Here is a 16,422-nt window from a genome sequence, read left to right on the forward strand (position 1 = left end):
TGGTGACGACGTCGGCAAGGGTCATGGCACGACGGTAGGTGGTTCGCCCCGGCTACGTTTGAGAGTCAAGGAGAGGTCGGCCAACACATGTCTATCCGTCCAGCCTTGGAACCCTCCCACTCAGTGTTCATGTGACCATTCCCGTGTCCAACCATCACGGTGTGGTCATCAATCTCAACCCGGTGACCATGACCGGGATTAGCCGCTGTTGGCTTGGGCATCACTTCGGGCGCACGCACAACGTTGTACTGGGAGAGATCGACGCGAAAGTCGGGTCGCTCGCCACCACGACTCCGCGAGCGACGCCTTGATTAGCACACTCGTAGCCGTCAACGAGAACCCAATCGAGTTGCTCAAGACTGTCGATACGAGACCCGAGGTTGACGATGGCCCCGGCGATGACTCGAGCTAGCTCGGGGTTCGGCGTTTCAACGGCGTCCGTCGACGGGCGCTCGGGTTGATCGACCAGGCTACTCCCGCCCCAAACGAGTACGGCCACGCTTGCTCCAGCCCCGAACATGGCTGAGACGATGACGGTCACTAACCATCGCGCCTTTTCTCCGCGGCCCATGGACGATGCTAAGCACCAAATCCCACGCCTCACCGGGCAATGACACGGTATCCCCAAAGTCAGGCATGGAGGCAGGTTCCAGAAACCAGGGCGAGACCAAAGCCTGTATCAAACCCGGTGCGATTCAACTCGCGACGACTAACTCGGCACGCACACCAGGAACCCGGGCTTGAATGCTCTGACGCTGTTCGCGTTGCTGGAGAACCAGCTGACCTCCCGGTGCACATTCAGCGGGAGGTCAACTACCGTGAGGCGAGCGTCCGAGCCCTCAGGCCATCGGAAGCTCCGGCGAGCGACACGGGGAGCCTCGACCTGATTGATCGGCTGGGTGTTCTCGATCTGGTTGGCCTGCACGTGTATCGCTCGCGACTGCTCCATCTCAACGTTCGCGGTCTGCTGCTGAGCGAGTAGCTGTGCTTGCTGAAAGCCCATGTGCTCGTTGTGGCGCAGCTTGGCGCGGTCGGCGAAGACGCGCTGGTTGATCTGCTCGCGCAGTCCCTCAAGCTTGCCCTTTACGAGCACCGAGACGGTGAAGGTGCTGACGGACCTCCCCCGTTGTTCTGGACGTTGAGCGATGCGCTGAAGGCGTTGAGCAGCATCGAGGCTCCGAGCAGGCACAGGATGTATCCAGCGCCGCCGATCCGAAGCCAGACAGCAGGAAGACGATGCCGAACAGGGCACGCCAGATGGAGAACTTGGTCTCCACCCCGACGTTCGCGACGCTGGTCAACGGCACGCGGAGTCGGAGGCTCCGAGCGGAATGAGACCCAGGAGCGTGTTGGGCGAGCGCGTGACGATGCGCATCATGGATGCGCCGATCTCGGTCTTCAGCAAGAACATCAGGACAGACGGACTGAACGACTCGGCGATGACGTCGTTCTCACCAGGAGCAAACTTCAAATTGGACACGAGGACCCCCTTGTCGATGAAGGCTCCCCGTCACAACCCCTTTAAGCGCCGAGGTGTGAGCCTTCGTGCACTCGCCCGACTCATTGGTTGGGGTCATCTCGGCTGAGTTCGTCGGCCGGCTGGCTACCTAGTCGGCGGCCTGTTTGATCGCGAACTCCCGCGAAGGGGAACGGGCTCCGCCCGGCGTCTTTGGCATGGCGGATCAGGTCTTCGACCCGGGCGTGGGCGCACTGTCTGACTTCCCAGCCAGCCCGCCGATTCGTGTTGATACGACTCAATTCTGGTTCCGCGCGGCCGCGCCCGACACCTTCGCCAATGCGTCCAAGGCACGGCGTACGCCCTTGTGTCCTGGCTCACACTGTGTGACGATGCGCCTTGAAACGTTTCATGTTGCCGTCCACGAGGAGAGCCCGTGCACCCCATTCGTGCTTCACGAACCGAAACGGCGAGAGGCATGTCGCGGCGAATGCTCGCCGCGGTCACGGCTGTCGTCACCATCGCAGGCACTGCGCTGGCCGGAGGAAGCGCTGCTGCAGCCGCGAAGCCGGGCGCGGTGACCGTCGGAGAATTGCGCGTCGACAACCGCGCCGACGAGCCGCTCGGTGTCGATGACACCACCCCGGTCCTCAGCTGGCAGCTCGCCGGCAGCGGACCGGCCGCGAAGCAGACGGCGTACGAAGTGCGCGTCGAAGACGGTGCCGGCAAACCCCTGTGGGACTCCGGTCACGTGGACGGCTCCGCCTCGCAAGTGGAGTACGACGGAGCGCCGCTCACTTCCCGCACCCAGGTGTCGTGGCAGGTCCGCGTCTGGGACGGTGCAGGAGCGGCCTCAGCGTGGAGCGACGCGTCGACGTTCGAGATGGGGCTCCTCGACGACTCCGACTGGGGCGGCGCCAAGTGGATCCAGTCCCCGCAGCCGCCGCAGAACCGTGGCGTCACGTTCGACCTCGGCGGCGCCCGTGAGGCCCGCTACGTGCGGCTCGACGTCAGCAAGCTCGGCCTGCCGACCGACGAGGGTGGCAGCAGGGGCGTGGTCTCGCGAATCCAGCTCGTCGAGTTCCAGGTCCTGGCCCCCAACGGGACCAACGTCGCGTTCGGGAAGAGTGTGTCGGTCTACGACCAGTTCGCCTGCCCCGGCTGCGGCACCAAGCTGCTGACCGACGGCAAGATCATCAGCCCCGGATACATGAGCCGCGACTCCAAGACCCAGGAGATCAGCCCCTCCAAGTGGGTGCAGATCGACCTCGGCTCCGTCCAGTCCGTCGACCGGGTCGTGCTCTTCCCGCGCACCGACGCGCGTCTGGCCGACGGCCAGATCCCCGGATTCCCGGTCGACTTCACCATCCGCGCGTCCGCGACCTCCTCGACCCCGACCGACGTCGTCGCGACGGTCGTCGACCAGCCCAACCCGCAGGGACCTGACCTCGACCACCCTCTGCCCATCTTCGCCAAGCCCTTCGCGGCCACGAAGGACGTCGCCGACGCGCGCCTCTACGTCGCAGGCCTCGGCGCCTACCAGGCCACGGTGAACGGCCAGGAGGTCACCGACACCGTGCTCAACCCCGGAGTCACCAACCCGCTGCGCTCGGTCGAGTACGGCACGTACGACGTCACGTCGCTCGTGAAGGACGGCGACAACACGGTGGGCGTGGCGCTGGGCAACGGCCAGACCAACGTCTACCCCCAGGCCAACGCCACGACCGGGCGCGACACCGTCTACACCAAGTTCAACTCCACCCCCATCCCGGAGGGCACGCTCACCGCTGCTGTCGCGGCCGGCGACACGACCGTCACGCTCTCGGGCGTCGGCGGCTACGCCGTCGGTGACACCGTCAACGTCGACACCGGGGACGGCGGCAGTCGCCTGGAGTCACGCAAGGTGGCCGCCATCAACGGCAACACGCTCACGCTGGCCGCGCCGTTCGAGCAGGACCATGCCGCCGGCGCAACTGTGCTCGGCTCCGGTCCGCCGACCAAGGCCGAGATGGCCGTCTCGCCGCGCCTCGTCGCGCGCCTCGAGCTCACCTACACCGACGGCACCACCGCCTCGATCGCCACCGACCCGTCCTGGCGCTACAAGGATGGTCCGACCACGACCGACAACTGGTACGCCGGCACCGACTACGACGCCCGCCTCGTGCAGACGGGATGGGACCAGCCGGGCGCCGACCTCTCCGACGCCAAGGGTTGGGCGGACTCGTCGATCACCTCCCCGCCCTCGCTCGACACCGAGCTGACCTGGCGCCAGGCCCCGCCCGTCCGCGTGCAGGAGACGTTCAGGTCGACCCAGGCCGGCATCAAGAAGATCGGCCCGGGGTCGTGGTCCTTCGACCTCGGCCAGAACTTCGCCGGAATGCCGCAGCTGAACCTGCCGCGCGGAGCCGCCCCGGCCGGCACGGTCATCCGGATGACGCCGGGTGAGAGTCGCAGTGGCAGCGGGGAGGTCAGCACGGCCTCGGCCGGCTCGGCGACCGGCATCCTCGACACCTACACGACATCGGGCGCGGAGGACGGGGAGACCTTCGCGGCGCAGTTCATGTACCACGGGTTCCAGTACGTCCAGGTCGACGGCCTGCCGGCCGACTTCACGCCGACCCCGGACACGCTGGTCGGCTTGGCGACCAATGCCGACGTGCCTTCCGGTGGATCCGTCACCACGGACAACGAGCTGATCAACCAGATCCACTCGATGTCGAACTGGTCCATCCGATCCAACATGCAGACGATCTTCACCGACTGCCCGCACCGCGAGAAGCTGGGCTGGCTGGCCGACATGATCCAGTCCATGGGCTCGATCCAGTCGAACTTCGACGTCTCGGCGTACCTGCGAGGAATGCAGCGCCAGATGCTGGAGTCGCAGCAGCCGGGCGGCCTGATGCCCGGCACCGCCCCGGAGTTCCCGATCTTCGGTGGTGGCTACCGCGACGACGTCAACTGGGGTGGCGCGTTCATCCTGACGCCGTACCAGCTGTGGAAGACCTACGACGACACGGCGACGATGGAGGAGTACTACGAGCCGATGCAGGCCTACCTCTCCTACGTCCGGGCCCAGGTCAAGGACGGCCTGCTGGTCAGCGGCCTCGGCGACTGGATTGCCGGTGACACCACGACGCCGAAGGACGCCACCGGCACCTACGGGCTCTTCGTGATCGCCAACCAGCTGGGCGAGATGGCTGCCGAGCTTGGTCACGCCGCCGACGCTGCCGACTACCGGCAGCTGGCCACGAGCCTGGGTGAGGCGTTCAACGCGAAGTTCTACAACCCGACGACGAAGTCGTACACCACCGCCGGTCCCGGCGGCACCACGGGCTCGCAGACCCTCGACGCGCTCCCCTTGGCCATGGGCATCGTCCCGGCCGAGGACAAGGAGGCAGTGCTCGACGACCTCGAGACACGCATCCGCGCCTACCACCCGGGCGACAACGGCGCCGGTCCGCACATGTCCGGCGGCACGGTCGGCCTGCAGCCGACGTACCGCGTGCTGATGGACAACGGTCGTGGCGAACTGCTGTGGGACGTCATCCAGGAGCCCACGGCCCCGAGCTACGCCAACTTCGTGGCCCAGGGACGCACCACCATCCCCGAGTCGTGGGACTTCGCGGGCTCGCAGAACCACATGATCCTGCTGCAGGTCGACGAGTGGTTCAACTCCGGGCTGGCCGGTATCGAGCAGTCCGCGGACTCCAAGGGCTTCGACGAGATCGTCGTCAGGCCGCAGCCCGTGGGCACGCTCGGCCACGTCGCGGGTCGTCGCGAGACGCCACACGGCACCGTGTCGAGCGAGTGGACGCGGAACGCCGCCGGGATGCTCCGGCTCAGCGTGACGATCCCCGGCAACACGACCGGCGAGGTCTGGGTCCCGACCTTCGGCAAGGGGGTGGTGGCTCCGCCGGCTGCGACGTACCTCCGCGACGAGACGACGGGCGACACGACGTACGCCGTCTACAAGGTCGCCCCCGGCTCGTACAAGTTCCGCGGCGGCGTCGGCTCCCCGAGGCAACACGCGCTGCGCTGACGATGTCGCAGTAGCTCGCGAACAAGTGGACGCGAGGCGGTGGTGGCGGATTTCCGGCGCCACCACCTCGTCGCCAACCCCTGGGTTGCCCCCGCCGTAGCGACACTCGCCATGCTGAACGGCAAAGACTTCAAGGCCTGGAGACGTTCGTCCATGTCGTCGACTGGGGCAAAGTCAGTCGCTCTTCCGGGACCTCTTCGAACGCTCCGGCGGCATGATGAGTTCGGGGATGGCCCGCAGCAGGAACTTGTCGAAGTGCGGAACAGTGAACGCGGCGTACCCGTGCTCCGGGGTGTAGAGCAACCCCATGTTGATCAGCTGGGCGCGTGTGGGGCCCATCTGCGTCGACTTGCGCCCGATAACGGCGGCCACGTCTTGCGCCTTTTGCGCCTCGGGGCCGAGCTCGGCCATCGCACGCAGGTAGATGCGTTCCATCTCGGTGGCGCGGTCCAGTCGCACCCGAAAGAACGACTCGTCGAGCTTCGCCTCATAGGTAGGGACGGCCAGGGCGATGTCCTCCCTGGTGATCCTCGGCCCGTCCGCGACGCCCCATACGGCGTAGCCGAGCTCCTGGAGGAAGTATGGGTAGCCGCCGGTGACCTCGACCGCCAGGTCGAGGGCTTCGTCGCTGTAGTCAGCGCCCTCGACCTGGGCGGGCTCGACCAGCGCGGCGCGCGCGTCCTTGTCGTCGAGGTTGCCGATCCGTGGGAACTTGAACAGTCGCTCCGAATAGGACTTCGCATCCCCGGCCAGCTCGGCGATCTGCGGGAGGCCCGCACCCACCATCGTCACCGGCAGTCCCCGCTGAACGGTCTTGTGCAGCGCCGAGATCAATGCCTCCAGTTGCGCGGTCGAGAGGAACTGCACCTCGTCAAAGAGCAGCACGAGTCCTTTGTTGGCGTCCTTCGCCGCTTCCCCCACGGCTACGAGGAGGTCGGTGAGGTCAGCCTGAAGCTCCTGCTGGTCCGCAAAGCCTTGTGCGGCATCGATGTCGATTCCACCGGTCAGCGTTCCAGTCGGGTCGACCGAAATGCTGAAGGACTTCAGCACTGCCGCAGCCCGCTGCATCCGGTCGCCCCAGCGGGCCTTCGGCGACATCTCAAATAGTGAGGTGCGGATGGCGCTCACCATCTGGCGCCGGAAATGCACGTCGTCATGCTTGGACACCTCGCGCTCGACCACGACCCAGTCGAGCTCATGAGCCTTGCTGCGGAACCGGCCGAGCAGCACGGTCTTACCGACTCCGCGTAGTCCCGTGATGATCATGGACTGCTCGGTGCGCCCAGCGCTCATCCGACGCAGCAGCAAGTCGAAGGTCTTGAGTTGCACGTCGCGGCCGAGCACCGCGGGCGGCTGCGCTCCGGCGTTCGGCGTGTAGGGGTTCAGGATCGGATCCACCTGCAGCACCTTACCTTCTTTATGTGGCTTTATCGGATTTCAATAAAGCGGTCTAAAGTTTGTAAACGGTCCACCCAGCACGTCGGGCTGCCTCGTGCTTGCGCGTCGCCGTCCGCATCCGCTCCGAGCTGGTGCGGAACGGTCGCGTCAAGGTCTTCCTCGACTTCCCACATGCGACCGCAGGCGCGAGCAAGTTCGACGCGCCGTACGTCGGCTTCTGGGACCGACCGGAGCTGCATGGGACAGACCTGAAGAGCCGCGGCTCGGACGAGGCAGTCATCCGGCACACGATCGACGCGACGGCGTACGACTGCGGAGTGCGCTACTCCCATGACGCAGGGATCAGCCGGATGAGTGACGACCTGCACCGCTACGAAATCACGGCCGGCCGGACCGATCAGCTCGAGGTCTCCTGTCATTTCGCGCCACAGGTGCGCGGCGCAGTACCGTCCGCCGACCAGGTCGCCCGGCAAAGTGAGAAGTGGTGGCCCCGGTTCTGGGCGACCGGTGGCGCCGTCGACCTGTCTGAGAGTCGCGACCCACGGTGGCGCGAACTGGAGCGCCGGATCGTGCTCAGCCAGTACCACCTCGCGGTCAACGACGCCGGCAACGATCCGGCGCAGGAGTCCGGGCTCGTCAACAACGGCTGGTACGGCAAGTTCCACATGGAGATGTACTGGTGGCACAGCGCCCACTACGCGCTGTGGGACCGCTGGTCGCTGCTCGACCGCAGTGCCGACGTGTATGCGCGCTTCACGCCGCACGCCAAGGCGCTCGCCACCCCCCAGGGCTTTCGCGGGGCGCGCTGGCCGAAGATGACTACGACGTACGGCGACGCGATCGGCCGCGAGTCTCCGGGCACCCCCACCGCACTGCTGATCTGGCAGCAGCCGCACCCGATGTTCTTCGCCGAACTGGACTACCAGGCTCACCCCAACCCCCGGACGCTGCGCAAGTGGCGCGACGTGCTCTTCGACAGCGCGGAATTCATGGCGTCGTTCGCGAATCGCGAAGACGGTGGCCGCTGCGTGCTCGGCCCGCCACTGATGTGCTGCAACGAGCGAAACCCCGCGGCCACCACGAGCAATCCCACCTTCGAGCTGTCCTACTGGCGCTTCGGGCTGCGGATTGCACAGCAGTGGCGAGAACGGCTCGGACTCCCCCGCAACGACGAGTGGGACACCGTGCTCGACAACCTCGCACCGCTTCCCGTCGAAGACGGGAAATACGTGCAGTGGGAGGGCGTCGAGGACATGTGGACGAAGCACAACACCAACCACCCTGACCCGGTCGCGGCGTACGGGATGCTGCCCGGGGACGGCGTGGACGTCGCCATCATGCGGGCCACCACGCAGAAGGTCTACGAGACCTGGCCGGTGACCGACCTCTACAGCTGGGACTTCCCGCTTCTGGCCATGAACGCTGCTCGACTCGGGGACCCCGAGACGGCGGTGGACTACCTGCTCCACGAGCGCCTCGGCTTCACCGACACCGGCCTTCCCGCCAGCGGCAAGAGCGGTGTCCCCTCGCCATACTTCCCATCGGCCGGAGGCCTGCTGTACGCCGTCGCGATGATGTGCGCCGGCTGGGGCGACTCACCGGCGCAGCCCGACTCCGCCCCCGGCTTCCCGCAGGACGGTTGGGTCGTCCGGTGGGAAGGGCTGGCACCTGCCCTCTGATTCGACCGGGCAAACCGACCCGCCAGCAGTGGCGGCGGTCAGCTGACCTCGGCGCCCAGAGCGAGGTCGAACCCGGCACCGTTGCGTGCCAGTCCCATCAGCAAGAGGCCGGCTGACTCGAGCAGCGAGGCGGCCTGCAGCCCTCCTGCATCGAGGGTCCGCAGCTCCATGCTGTCCAGGAACGCCGCCACCGTTGCCTTGGCCTCAGCGCTGTCGCCCGCAATGAATGCGTCCAACGGCGTGCCCTTGGCAAGCACGTGGCCGAAGATCGTGTTCAGTGCTTTCACGACGTGGGCGCTCTCGGGAGCGGCAGCCGCGACCTCTTGGGCAGCCGAACTGGGGGTCACGAGCCCGCTGGCGTCGGCGTTGAACGGGTTGGAGATGTCGACCAAGATTTTCCCGGCCAGTGCATCGCCATAGTTCGTGACCGCATCAACCACGCCGTCGTACAAGACGGCCAGGATGACGATGTCACCCGCCGGCCTTGCGCCGAACGTGCCGACGGTGGCTCCCTTGCCGATCTGGTCTGCGAGCGCCTGGGCCTTGGCGGTGTTGCGGCTCAAGAGTTCGACGCTGTGGCCGTGCTGCGCTGCCCGGGTGCCGATGGCGCTGGCCATGTTGCCCGATCCGATGATGCTGATTGTTGTTGTCATGATGGCTTAACCGGAGGGGTGCCTCAGTTTATTCCGGTCGTCGGTAGAATGCCGGGGTGAGCCAGAGCGACGTCGAGCAGATGAAGAGGCCCCTGCGTCGCGATGCCCGCGAAAGCCGCGACAAACTCATCGCCGCAGCGCGGGCCGAGTTCGCCGACCACGGCGTCGATGCTTCGCTGGAGAAGATCGCACGGGGTGCAGGCGTCGCCATCGGCACCCTCTATCGCCACTTCCCCACTCGCATGGACCTGCTCATCGCTGCCCTCGAGCCTCGGCTCCAGGAGTTCGTCGAGGGGGCCGACACGGCCATGCAGATGGACGATCCCTGGGCCGCGTTCGTCGCCTACCTCGACAATCTGTTCGCCGTGCAAGCAGGAGACCGTGGCTTCAACGACTTCCTCTCGCGCCGCTTCCCCGGCAACGCTGAGACCGAACACATCCACGACGTGATGTGCCAGCAGATCGAGGACGTTCTCACGCGAGCCCAAGAAGCCGGCAAGGCTCGCCCTGACATCACCCGGGCAGACATCGTCAACCTGATCTGGTCCAACGGCCGCATCATCGACGCCACCAGCACCAAGGCGCCCACGGCCTGGCGACGCCAGCTCCATCTCATGCTCGACGCCTACCGAGCTGAGCGAGCACACGCGATCCCCGAGCCGCCGATGACCGACGAGCAGCTCTATGACGCGATGGTCCATCTCAGCAAAGCGAAGTAAGGGCTCTTGACTCTTGGTCGAGTGGTGATCGCCCATGGCCTTGGCGCGTGAAGCGTGTGTCGCCTAAAGGCGGTTGAATGGTTTGGCGTAGGCGAAGTGGCCGACGGGGTCTCGATACGGTCGCGGGGCGACCTACTCGACCACCGGAGGAGACCCTGCTCGACCAGCGAAGGTCTCGATACGGTCGCAGAGCGACCTACTCGACCACCGGAGGAGACCCTGCTCGACCACCGAAGGTCTCGATACGGTCGCAGAGCGACCTACTCGACCACCGAAGGGAACCCCTGCTCGACCACCGAAGGCGTGGCACGGTGTGGCACAGCGCACATTTCTCCCGGGCCAAGGATGTGCAGATCGCTCGTTGCGCCTTCCCGAGGGTGCGACGAGATTGGCACATCTAGACCCGGGTCGGCACTCGTGCCACCCGGCCCGGCTACATAGGAGAGCGCTCGCATGGATCTGACCGCTGCGCACTGGATCTACCTGATTGCCATGGTCGTCATCATCGCGGTGATGATCTGTCGCAAGAACATCGTGGTGCCCGCGGTCGCGGCCACCTTCCTCACCGCGTGGGTCTACACCGGCAACCTGGCGACCGGGCTCTCGTCAGTGTTCAACGCCAGCCTGGTGGCGGCCTCCGAACTCTTCAGCATCTTCCTCATCATCGCGTTGATCACCGCACTACTCGGTGGCCTACGGGCGATGGGCGCCGACCAACGCATGGTGCTGCCGTTCCAGAAGCTGATGCGCAACGGCACCACCGCGTTCCTGATCATCTTCGGCGTCACCTATCTGATCAGCCTCTTCTTCTGGCCGACCCCCGCCGTGCCGCTGATCGGCGCGATCCTGCTGCCCGCCGCGATCCGGGCCGGCCTGCCGGCCATGGCCGGCGCGATGGCCATCGCCGTCGCCGGCCAGGGCATGGCGCTCTCCAGCGACTACGTGATCCAGGTGGCGCCGGGCATGTCGGCCACCGCGGCCGGGGTCGACACCGGTGCCGTCGCCGACCGGGCCATGGTGCTCTCACTGATCACCGGCGCCGTGGCGATCACGATGATCTTCCTCAAGATCCGCAAGCAGATCGTCGCTCCGAACCCCGCCCTGCTCGAGGCGTGGGAGCGCATCGGTGAGGACGGCACGCTGGTCGAAGAGCTCGCCGAAGCCAAGATCGAGGTCGGCGCGGGCGTGGGCGGCAGCGGCGGCAGCGGTGGCAGTGGCGGTGACGACAAGGGCCGACCCAGCATCCCCGCTTCCGGCCGGGCCGGCGCACCCACGCTGGACTACGGCGACGACCCGGCGGACGGCGTACCGGTCAAGCGCGCCAAGCTCTTCTCGGTGCTGGTCCCGGTCGTGTTCGCCGGGCTGGTCGTCTACATGGGCCTCGGCAAGTTCACCTCGCTCGTCCCCGAGACCACCGGCGGCGACGCAGCCGGCCTGGTCGGCGGCACCGCCGCGCTCCTGCTGCTGATCACCACGATCACCCTCGACGGCCGCAACAGCCTCGAGACCTGCGCCACGCACGTCGTCGACGGACTCGTCTTCGCGTTCAAGGCCATGGGCGTGGTCATCCCGATCGCCGGTTTCTTCTTCATCGGCAACTCCGACTTCGCCGGCCGGATCATGTCGCTCGACGAGGGCGAGACCGCCCCCGGCTTCCTCTTCGACCTGGTCGCCCAGGTGCAGGACAGCATCCCGAACGTGCCCGTCGTGATGGGCCTCGGCATCCTGCTGATCGGCATGGCCACCGGCCTCGACGGCTCCGGCTTCTCCGGCCTGCCGCTGACCGGCTCGCTCTCCGGAGCCCTCGGCCCGGCCTCAGGTGTCGACCCCGAGACGCTGGCCGCGATCGGTCAGATGGGCGCCATCTGGACCGGCGGCGGCACCCTGATCGCCTGGTCGTCCCTGCTCGCGGTGGCCGGCTTCTGCCGGGTCTCGGTGCTGGAGCTGGTGCGACAGCTCTTCCTGCCAGTGGTCACCGGGTTGCTGATCGCCACGGTGGTCGGCGTCCTGATCTTCTGACCCCAACCACCGCCCAACTGAAGGAACCCGCATGGATCTCGGACTCGGTGGCGCCCGCGCCCTGGTGCTCGGCTCGACCTCCGGACTCGGCCGGGCGGTCGCCGAGGGCCTCATCGCCGAAGGGGCCAAGGTCGCGGTCAACGGCCGCGACGAGGGGCGCACCAAGGAGGCCGCGCGACAGCTGGCGGCGTACGCCGTCACCGGGGACCTCACCGAACCCGGCACCGGCACTCGCCTGGTCGAGCAGGCGGCGGCCGAGCTGGGCGGGCTCGACATCTGCATCGTCAACACCGGCGGCGGGCGCCCCGGTCACCTCATGGAGACCGGGGAGTCGGCCGACGACGCCTACGCCAGCATGCTGCGCCCGGCCCTCGAGGTGGCCCGGGCCGCCGCTCCCCTGCTCGCTCAGGGAGGGCGGGGGCGGCTGCTCTTCCTGACCGCCCGCTCGATCCTCGAGGCCACCCCCGAGCTGGCGCTCTCCTCGATCATGCGCAGCGGTGTGGCCGCCGCCGCGCGGTCGCTGGCCCTCGAGCTCGCGCCGCACACCCTGGTCAACGTGGTGGCCACCGGCCAGTTCGACACCGGCGGCCTGAACCGCTTCGAGGCGGCCCGCGCCGCCTCCGAGCAACGCAGCGTCGAGGACGTGCGCGCCGAGCACATCCGCCAGACACCGCTGGGCCGCATCGGCGCCGCGCACGAGCTCGCCGACGTGGTCACCTTCCTCTGCTCGTCCCGGGCATCGTTCGTGACCGGGTCGGTGATCCGCGTGGACGGCGGCGCCGTCCGTGGCTTCTGATCCGTCTACGCTTCGTCACGTGACTTCCACGGGGGCGAGGCAGGGCAACCGCCTGGCGATGCTCTCGCTGCTCGGCGTGACCGTGCTCGGCACGCTGTCCAACAACATCATCAACGTCCCGCTGCACACCATCGCCGAAGACTTCGACCGCCCGATCTCGGTGGTCGTGCTGTCGGTGAGCGCGTTCGTGCTGGTGCTGGCCGTCGCCATGCCACTGGCCGGCTGGATCGCCGACCGCCTCGGCCGCAAGACCACCCTGCTGGCGTCGTTGTCGCTGATGATCGCCGCCCAGCTCGCCGCGGCCTCGGCGCCGACCATCGAGTTCCTGATCGCCACCCGCGCGGTGCAGGGCCTCGCCTGCTCGGCGATCCCCCCGGTCGTGATGATCATGCTGGTCGACCTCTTCCCCGAGAAGCGGTTCCGGATGATGTCGGCCTGGGCCGCGGCCAACGGCATCGGCCAGTCCGTCGGCCCCCCGATCGGTGGGCTGGTCAGCGACCTCGCCGGCTGGCGCTCCATCTTCGTGATGATGTCGATCGCCAGCCTGGTGGTGCTGATCGGCGTCCAACGCTCCGTGCCCGCCCACCAGGGCCGGCACTCGACCCTGCACCTGCCCGGGGCGCTGATGCTGACCACCGGCACCGCCCTGGTGCTGGTGTCGCTGACCATGGTCGCGCTGCCCTCGGTCGGCCTCGGCGCGGTCGTCGGCGCCGGGGTCGTCGGGCTGGCGCTGCTGGTCGGCTTCGTGCTGGTCTCGCGCGGCAACCCCGAGGCGATGATCGCGCCCGGCCTGATCATCGAGACCCGGTTCCTGCGCAGCAGCGTCGCCGCCTTCTCCCAGATGTTCGCCCTGGGTGCGCTGCTGGTCGCCATCCCGCTCTACTTCACCGACACCCTCGACATCGGCCAGGCACCCGCCGGGCTGCTGTTCTTCGCGCTCCCGGTCTCGATGACCGCGATGGCTCCGGTGGTCGGGCGCATCGTCGACCACGCCAGCCCGCGGCTCGTCCTGCGCTGCGGCCTGACCCTGGTCGGCGTCGGCTCACTGCTCACCGGTCTGCTCGCGACCGGGCACTACTCCCCCGGCCACGTCGTGCTCATCTGCGCGCTGCTCGTCCTCCTCGGCGTCGGCGTCGCGATGGTGCAGACGCCCGCCGCCGGCGGCGCCACCCGCTCCCCGGCCGGCCAGACCGGCGCGGCGCTGGGCCTGTTCAACATGCTCCGGTTCTCCGGCTCCACGGCTGGTACGGCGTGGGTGGCGCTCACCTACGCCGAGGGCGACGTGCTGCTCGTCTTCGCCGGGGCCGCGGTCGTCGTACTGGTCGGGCTGGTGGTCAGCTTCGTCGGGCCGAACCCGCCGGACGTCATCGCGCCGAGCGCCGCATCTCCCGGCTGAGCCGGGCCACCACCAGCACGCCGCCCAGGGTGCCCAGCTGCAGCAGCGGCACCGCGACCGGCGCCACCTCGAGCAGGAAGGTCGCCACCGCCGCGCCGACGATCAGGCCGGCCAAGATGGTCAGCGAGTGGCCGACCGTGCGCAGCCCCTTGCCCTGGGAGAGCCGGATCACCACGGAGGTCAGGGTGCCGGTCAGGTAGGTGGTCGACAGCCCGGCCACCCCGAACCGCTGGATCGCGCTGCTCTGCAGGCCCAGGGCCGCGGCGTTCAGCGCCAGCAACGGCATGAGTACGTCGCCCGACGGCGCCGAGCCCAGCGCCCACCACGCGACGGCGTACACCGCCAGCAGCACGAACTCGACCTGCAACGCGACGCTCACCGGCCGCGGCCAGATCGAGTCGGTCTGGTCATGCTGGCCGGCCAGCTTGGCGCCGATCGCGGCGCCGACCATGAAGCTGAGGATGGCGACGGAGACCAGCAGCACGGCCCTCAGGTCACGGTCGGCGACCCCGACTCCGAGGAGCACCATGTTGCCGGTCATCACGCTGGTGAAGGCGCTGCCGAGAGCCAGGACGCCGACGGCGTCGGTGGCTCCACTGGTCACGGCGAGGGCCACGACGAGGTGGGCGCGGGTCTGCAGGCCGGTGGGCGAGGCCACGGCGGTGGAGGTCGAGGTCATGGGATCCATCGTCACCGGCAGGTACGCCGTCGCGCCCCGTGCAACTGCACGATGATTCGCCGAACTCGTGTGCACCTTGTCCATACAGGAACGGTGACCGGCGACACAGGATTGAGGCAGTTCCCCACCGAACGAGAGAAGGAATCAGCGATGACCGAGCTCCTCAACCACGAAGACTTCCGGACCGCCCTGCAGGACGCGATCAAGGGTCGCGAGGCGTCCAAGGCGTCCTTCAGCCAGGCCTGGGCCGACGGCAACCTGAAGCGCCACCACTTCGCCCGCTGGGCGGAGAACCACTACAACTACGTCGGCCCGTTCGCCGACTACCTCGGCTACATCTACGGCAACACCCCCGACCACCTGACCGACGCCAAGGACTTCCTCCTGCAGAACATGTATGAGGAGGAGATCGCCGACATCCGGCACACCGACCTGCTGATCCGCTTCGGCGAGGCCTGCGGCACCACCCGCGAGGCGATCGAGGACCCCGACACCTGCAACGCGGTCACCCGTGGCCTGCAGGCCTGGTGCTACGCCACCGCCATGCGCGAGCACTACGTCGTGGCGACCGCTGCCCTGGTCGTCGGCCTGGAGTCCCAGGTGCCGGAGATCTACAAGAAGCAGATCGTGCCGCTGCGCGGGGTCTACGGCTTCACCGAGGACGAGATCGAGTTCTTCGACCTGCACATCACCTCCGACGTGGTGCACGGCGAGCGCGGCTACCAGATCGTGCTCGAGGGCGCGACCACGCCCGAGCTCCAGCAGCGCTGCCTGCAGTTCGTGCGCTGGGGTGCCGACATGCGCTTCAGCTACACCAAGGCGCTCTTCGACACCTACGTGGCCAACGACCTCGACCAGGCCGTGGCCTGATCCGCCCGTAGCCCCTCACCCACTCACTGCCACCCACCCAGACAAAGGAGAGGTCATGCCCGACTGGCACGCCGTAGCCCGGCTCAGCGATCTGCAGGCCCGCAAGAAGAAGGCGGTCGACGTCGCCGGCACTCCCGTGGCGCTCTTCTACGTCAACGGTGACGTGTATGCGCTGCACGACATCTGCGTGCACGAGCAGCGGCAGCTGAGCAAGGGCGCCCTGCTGTTCGGCAAGGTGATCTGCCCGGGTCACCAGTGGAAGTTCGACCCGGCCACCGGTGAGCCCGAGGACCAGGACGGCTGCCAGCCGACCTACCCCGTGCAGATCGACGCCGACGGCATGGTGCACGTCTCGCTCGAGCGGGAGAGGGCCGAAGCATGAGTGAAGCAGGCATCGTCATCGTGGGGGCGGGGCAGGCCAGCGCCGTGGCCGCCCGCACCCTGCGCCGACGCAAGTACGCCGGCCCGATCACCATCGTCGGCGACGAGACCGAGCGGCCCTACCAACGCCCGCCACTGACCAAGGAGTTCCTGGTCAAGGGCGACGACGACGGGCTCTACCTGCTCCCCGAGCAGTGGACAGAGGACAACGCGGTCGAGGTGCGCACCGGCGTACGCGCCGTCGAGGTCTGCGCCGACGGGTCCGGCGTGAAGCTCGACGACGGCACGACCCTGCCGGCCGACAAGGTGCTGCTGGCCACCGGCGGGTCACCCCGCC

General features: G+C 67.7%; 15 protein-coding genes. 9 read left to right on the forward strand and 6 right to left on the reverse strand.

The window, feature by feature from the left end; genetic code table 11:
* Positions 1-220 precede the first annotated feature (220 nt).
* The 3 genes from NJ4_RS25830 to NJ4_RS25835 all read right to left on the reverse strand — a co-directional run bounded on the left by NJ4_RS25830 (position 221) and on the right by NJ4_RS25835 (position 1,480).
* Positions 221-541, reverse strand: coding sequence for a hypothetical protein (locus NJ4_RS25830; RefSeq protein WP_157551322.1), 321 nt, complete (start codon positions 539-541; stop codon positions 221-223).
* A gap of 168 nt (positions 542-709) precedes the next feature.
* On the reverse strand, positions 710-1,189 hold the full coding sequence (locus tag NJ4_RS23685) for a hypothetical protein (protein WP_157551323.1): 480 nt from the start codon (positions 1,187-1,189) through the stop codon (positions 710-712).
* A gap of 108 nt (positions 1,190-1,297) precedes the next feature.
* Entirely contained in the window at positions 1,298-1,480 is a 183-nt protein-coding gene (locus NJ4_RS25835; protein WP_157551324.1) for a hypothetical protein, read from the reverse strand.
* A gap of 454 nt (positions 1,481-1,934) precedes the next feature.
* On the opposite strand from NJ4_RS25835, the gene NJ4_RS23690 reads away from it, so the two are divergent.
* Entirely contained in the window at positions 1,935-5,495 is a 3,561-nt protein-coding gene (locus tag NJ4_RS23690; RefSeq protein WP_082749092.1) for a family 78 glycoside hydrolase catalytic domain, read from the forward strand.
* 174 nt (positions 5,496-5,669) lie between these two features.
* Here the strand turns inward: NJ4_RS23690 and NJ4_RS23695 are convergent, their stop codons facing one another.
* Positions 5,670-6,839, reverse strand: a complete 1,170-nt coding sequence (locus tag NJ4_RS23695; protein WP_217996977.1) for an ATP-binding protein — start codon at positions 6,837-6,839, stop codon at positions 5,670-5,672.
* Between the two features lie 152 nt (positions 6,840-6,991).
* Between NJ4_RS23695 and NJ4_RS23700 the strand changes: the two genes are divergently transcribed.
* A complete protein-coding gene (locus tag NJ4_RS23700; protein ID WP_174524630.1) occupies positions 6,992-8,572 on the forward strand; it encodes a hypothetical protein in 1,581 nt (526 codons plus the stop codon).
* 38 nt (positions 8,573-8,610) lie between these two features.
* On the opposite strand, the gene NJ4_RS23705 is transcribed toward NJ4_RS23700, so the two are convergent.
* A complete protein-coding gene (locus tag NJ4_RS23705) occupies positions 8,611-9,225 on the reverse strand; it encodes an NADPH-dependent F420 reductase (protein ID WP_067441544.1) in 615 nt (204 codons plus the stop codon).
* 56 nt (positions 9,226-9,281) lie between these two features.
* Between NJ4_RS23705 and NJ4_RS23710 the strand changes: the two genes are divergently transcribed.
* The 4 genes from NJ4_RS23710 (at position 9,282) to NJ4_RS23725 (ending at position 14,155) form a co-directional block, all read left to right on the forward strand.
* Positions 9,282-9,944 carry a TetR/AcrR family transcriptional regulator gene (locus NJ4_RS23710; protein ID WP_067441547.1) on the forward strand — a complete coding sequence of 221 codons (663 nt, stop codon included), beginning with the start codon at positions 9,282-9,284 and terminating at the stop codon, positions 9,942-9,944.
* A gap of 453 nt (positions 9,945-10,397) precedes the next feature.
* Positions 10,398-11,963: a hypothetical protein gene (locus NJ4_RS23715; RefSeq protein ID WP_067441550.1), complete on the forward strand. Its 1,566-nt coding sequence runs from the start codon at positions 10,398-10,400 to the stop codon at positions 11,961-11,963.
* A 31-nt stretch (positions 11,964-11,994) separates the two neighbouring features.
* A complete protein-coding gene (locus NJ4_RS23720; RefSeq protein ID WP_067441553.1) occupies positions 11,995-12,759 on the forward strand; it encodes an SDR family oxidoreductase in 765 nt (254 codons plus the stop codon).
* Positions 12,760-12,778: 19 nt separating this feature from the next.
* Positions 12,779-14,155 (forward strand): MFS transporter, encoded by a 1,377-nt coding sequence (locus NJ4_RS23725; RefSeq protein WP_157551325.1) that lies wholly within the window; start codon positions 12,779-12,781, stop codon positions 14,153-14,155.
* Here NJ4_RS23725 and NJ4_RS23730 read toward each other — a convergent pair.
* Complete coding sequence (locus NJ4_RS23730) at positions 14,124-14,834, reverse strand: YoaK family protein (protein WP_067441559.1); 711 nt, start codon at positions 14,832-14,834, stop codon at positions 14,124-14,126. The two genes, NJ4_RS23725 and NJ4_RS23730, sit on opposite strands and share 32 nt — an antisense overlap.
* Before the next feature lie 150 nt (positions 14,835-14,984).
* Here NJ4_RS23730 and NJ4_RS23735 point away from each other — a divergent pair, with 150 nt between their 5' ends.
* The 3 genes from NJ4_RS23735 to NJ4_RS23745 form a co-directional block, all read left to right on the forward strand.
* Positions 14,985-15,704 carry a TenA family transcriptional regulator gene (locus NJ4_RS23735; RefSeq protein WP_067441562.1) on the forward strand — a complete coding sequence of 240 codons (720 nt, stop codon included), beginning with the start codon at positions 14,985-14,987 and terminating at the stop codon, positions 15,702-15,704.
* 55 nt (positions 15,705-15,759) lie between these two features.
* Positions 15,760-16,086 carry a Rieske (2Fe-2S) protein gene (locus tag NJ4_RS23740; RefSeq protein WP_067441566.1) on the forward strand — a complete coding sequence of 109 codons (327 nt, stop codon included), beginning with the start codon at positions 15,760-15,762 and terminating at the stop codon, positions 16,084-16,086.
* Positions 16,083-16,422, forward strand: a 340-nt coding sequence (locus NJ4_RS23745; protein ID WP_169799324.1) for an FAD-dependent oxidoreductase, incomplete at its 3' end; no start/stop codon positions are given. The genes NJ4_RS23740 and NJ4_RS23745, both read left to right, overlap by 4 nt.

The organism is Nocardioides jensenii JCM 1364 = NBRC 14755 (genome assembly GCF_001552535.1).
Classification (GTDB): Bacteria; Actinomycetota; Actinomycetes; order Propionibacteriales; family Nocardioidaceae; genus Nocardioides; species Nocardioides jensenii.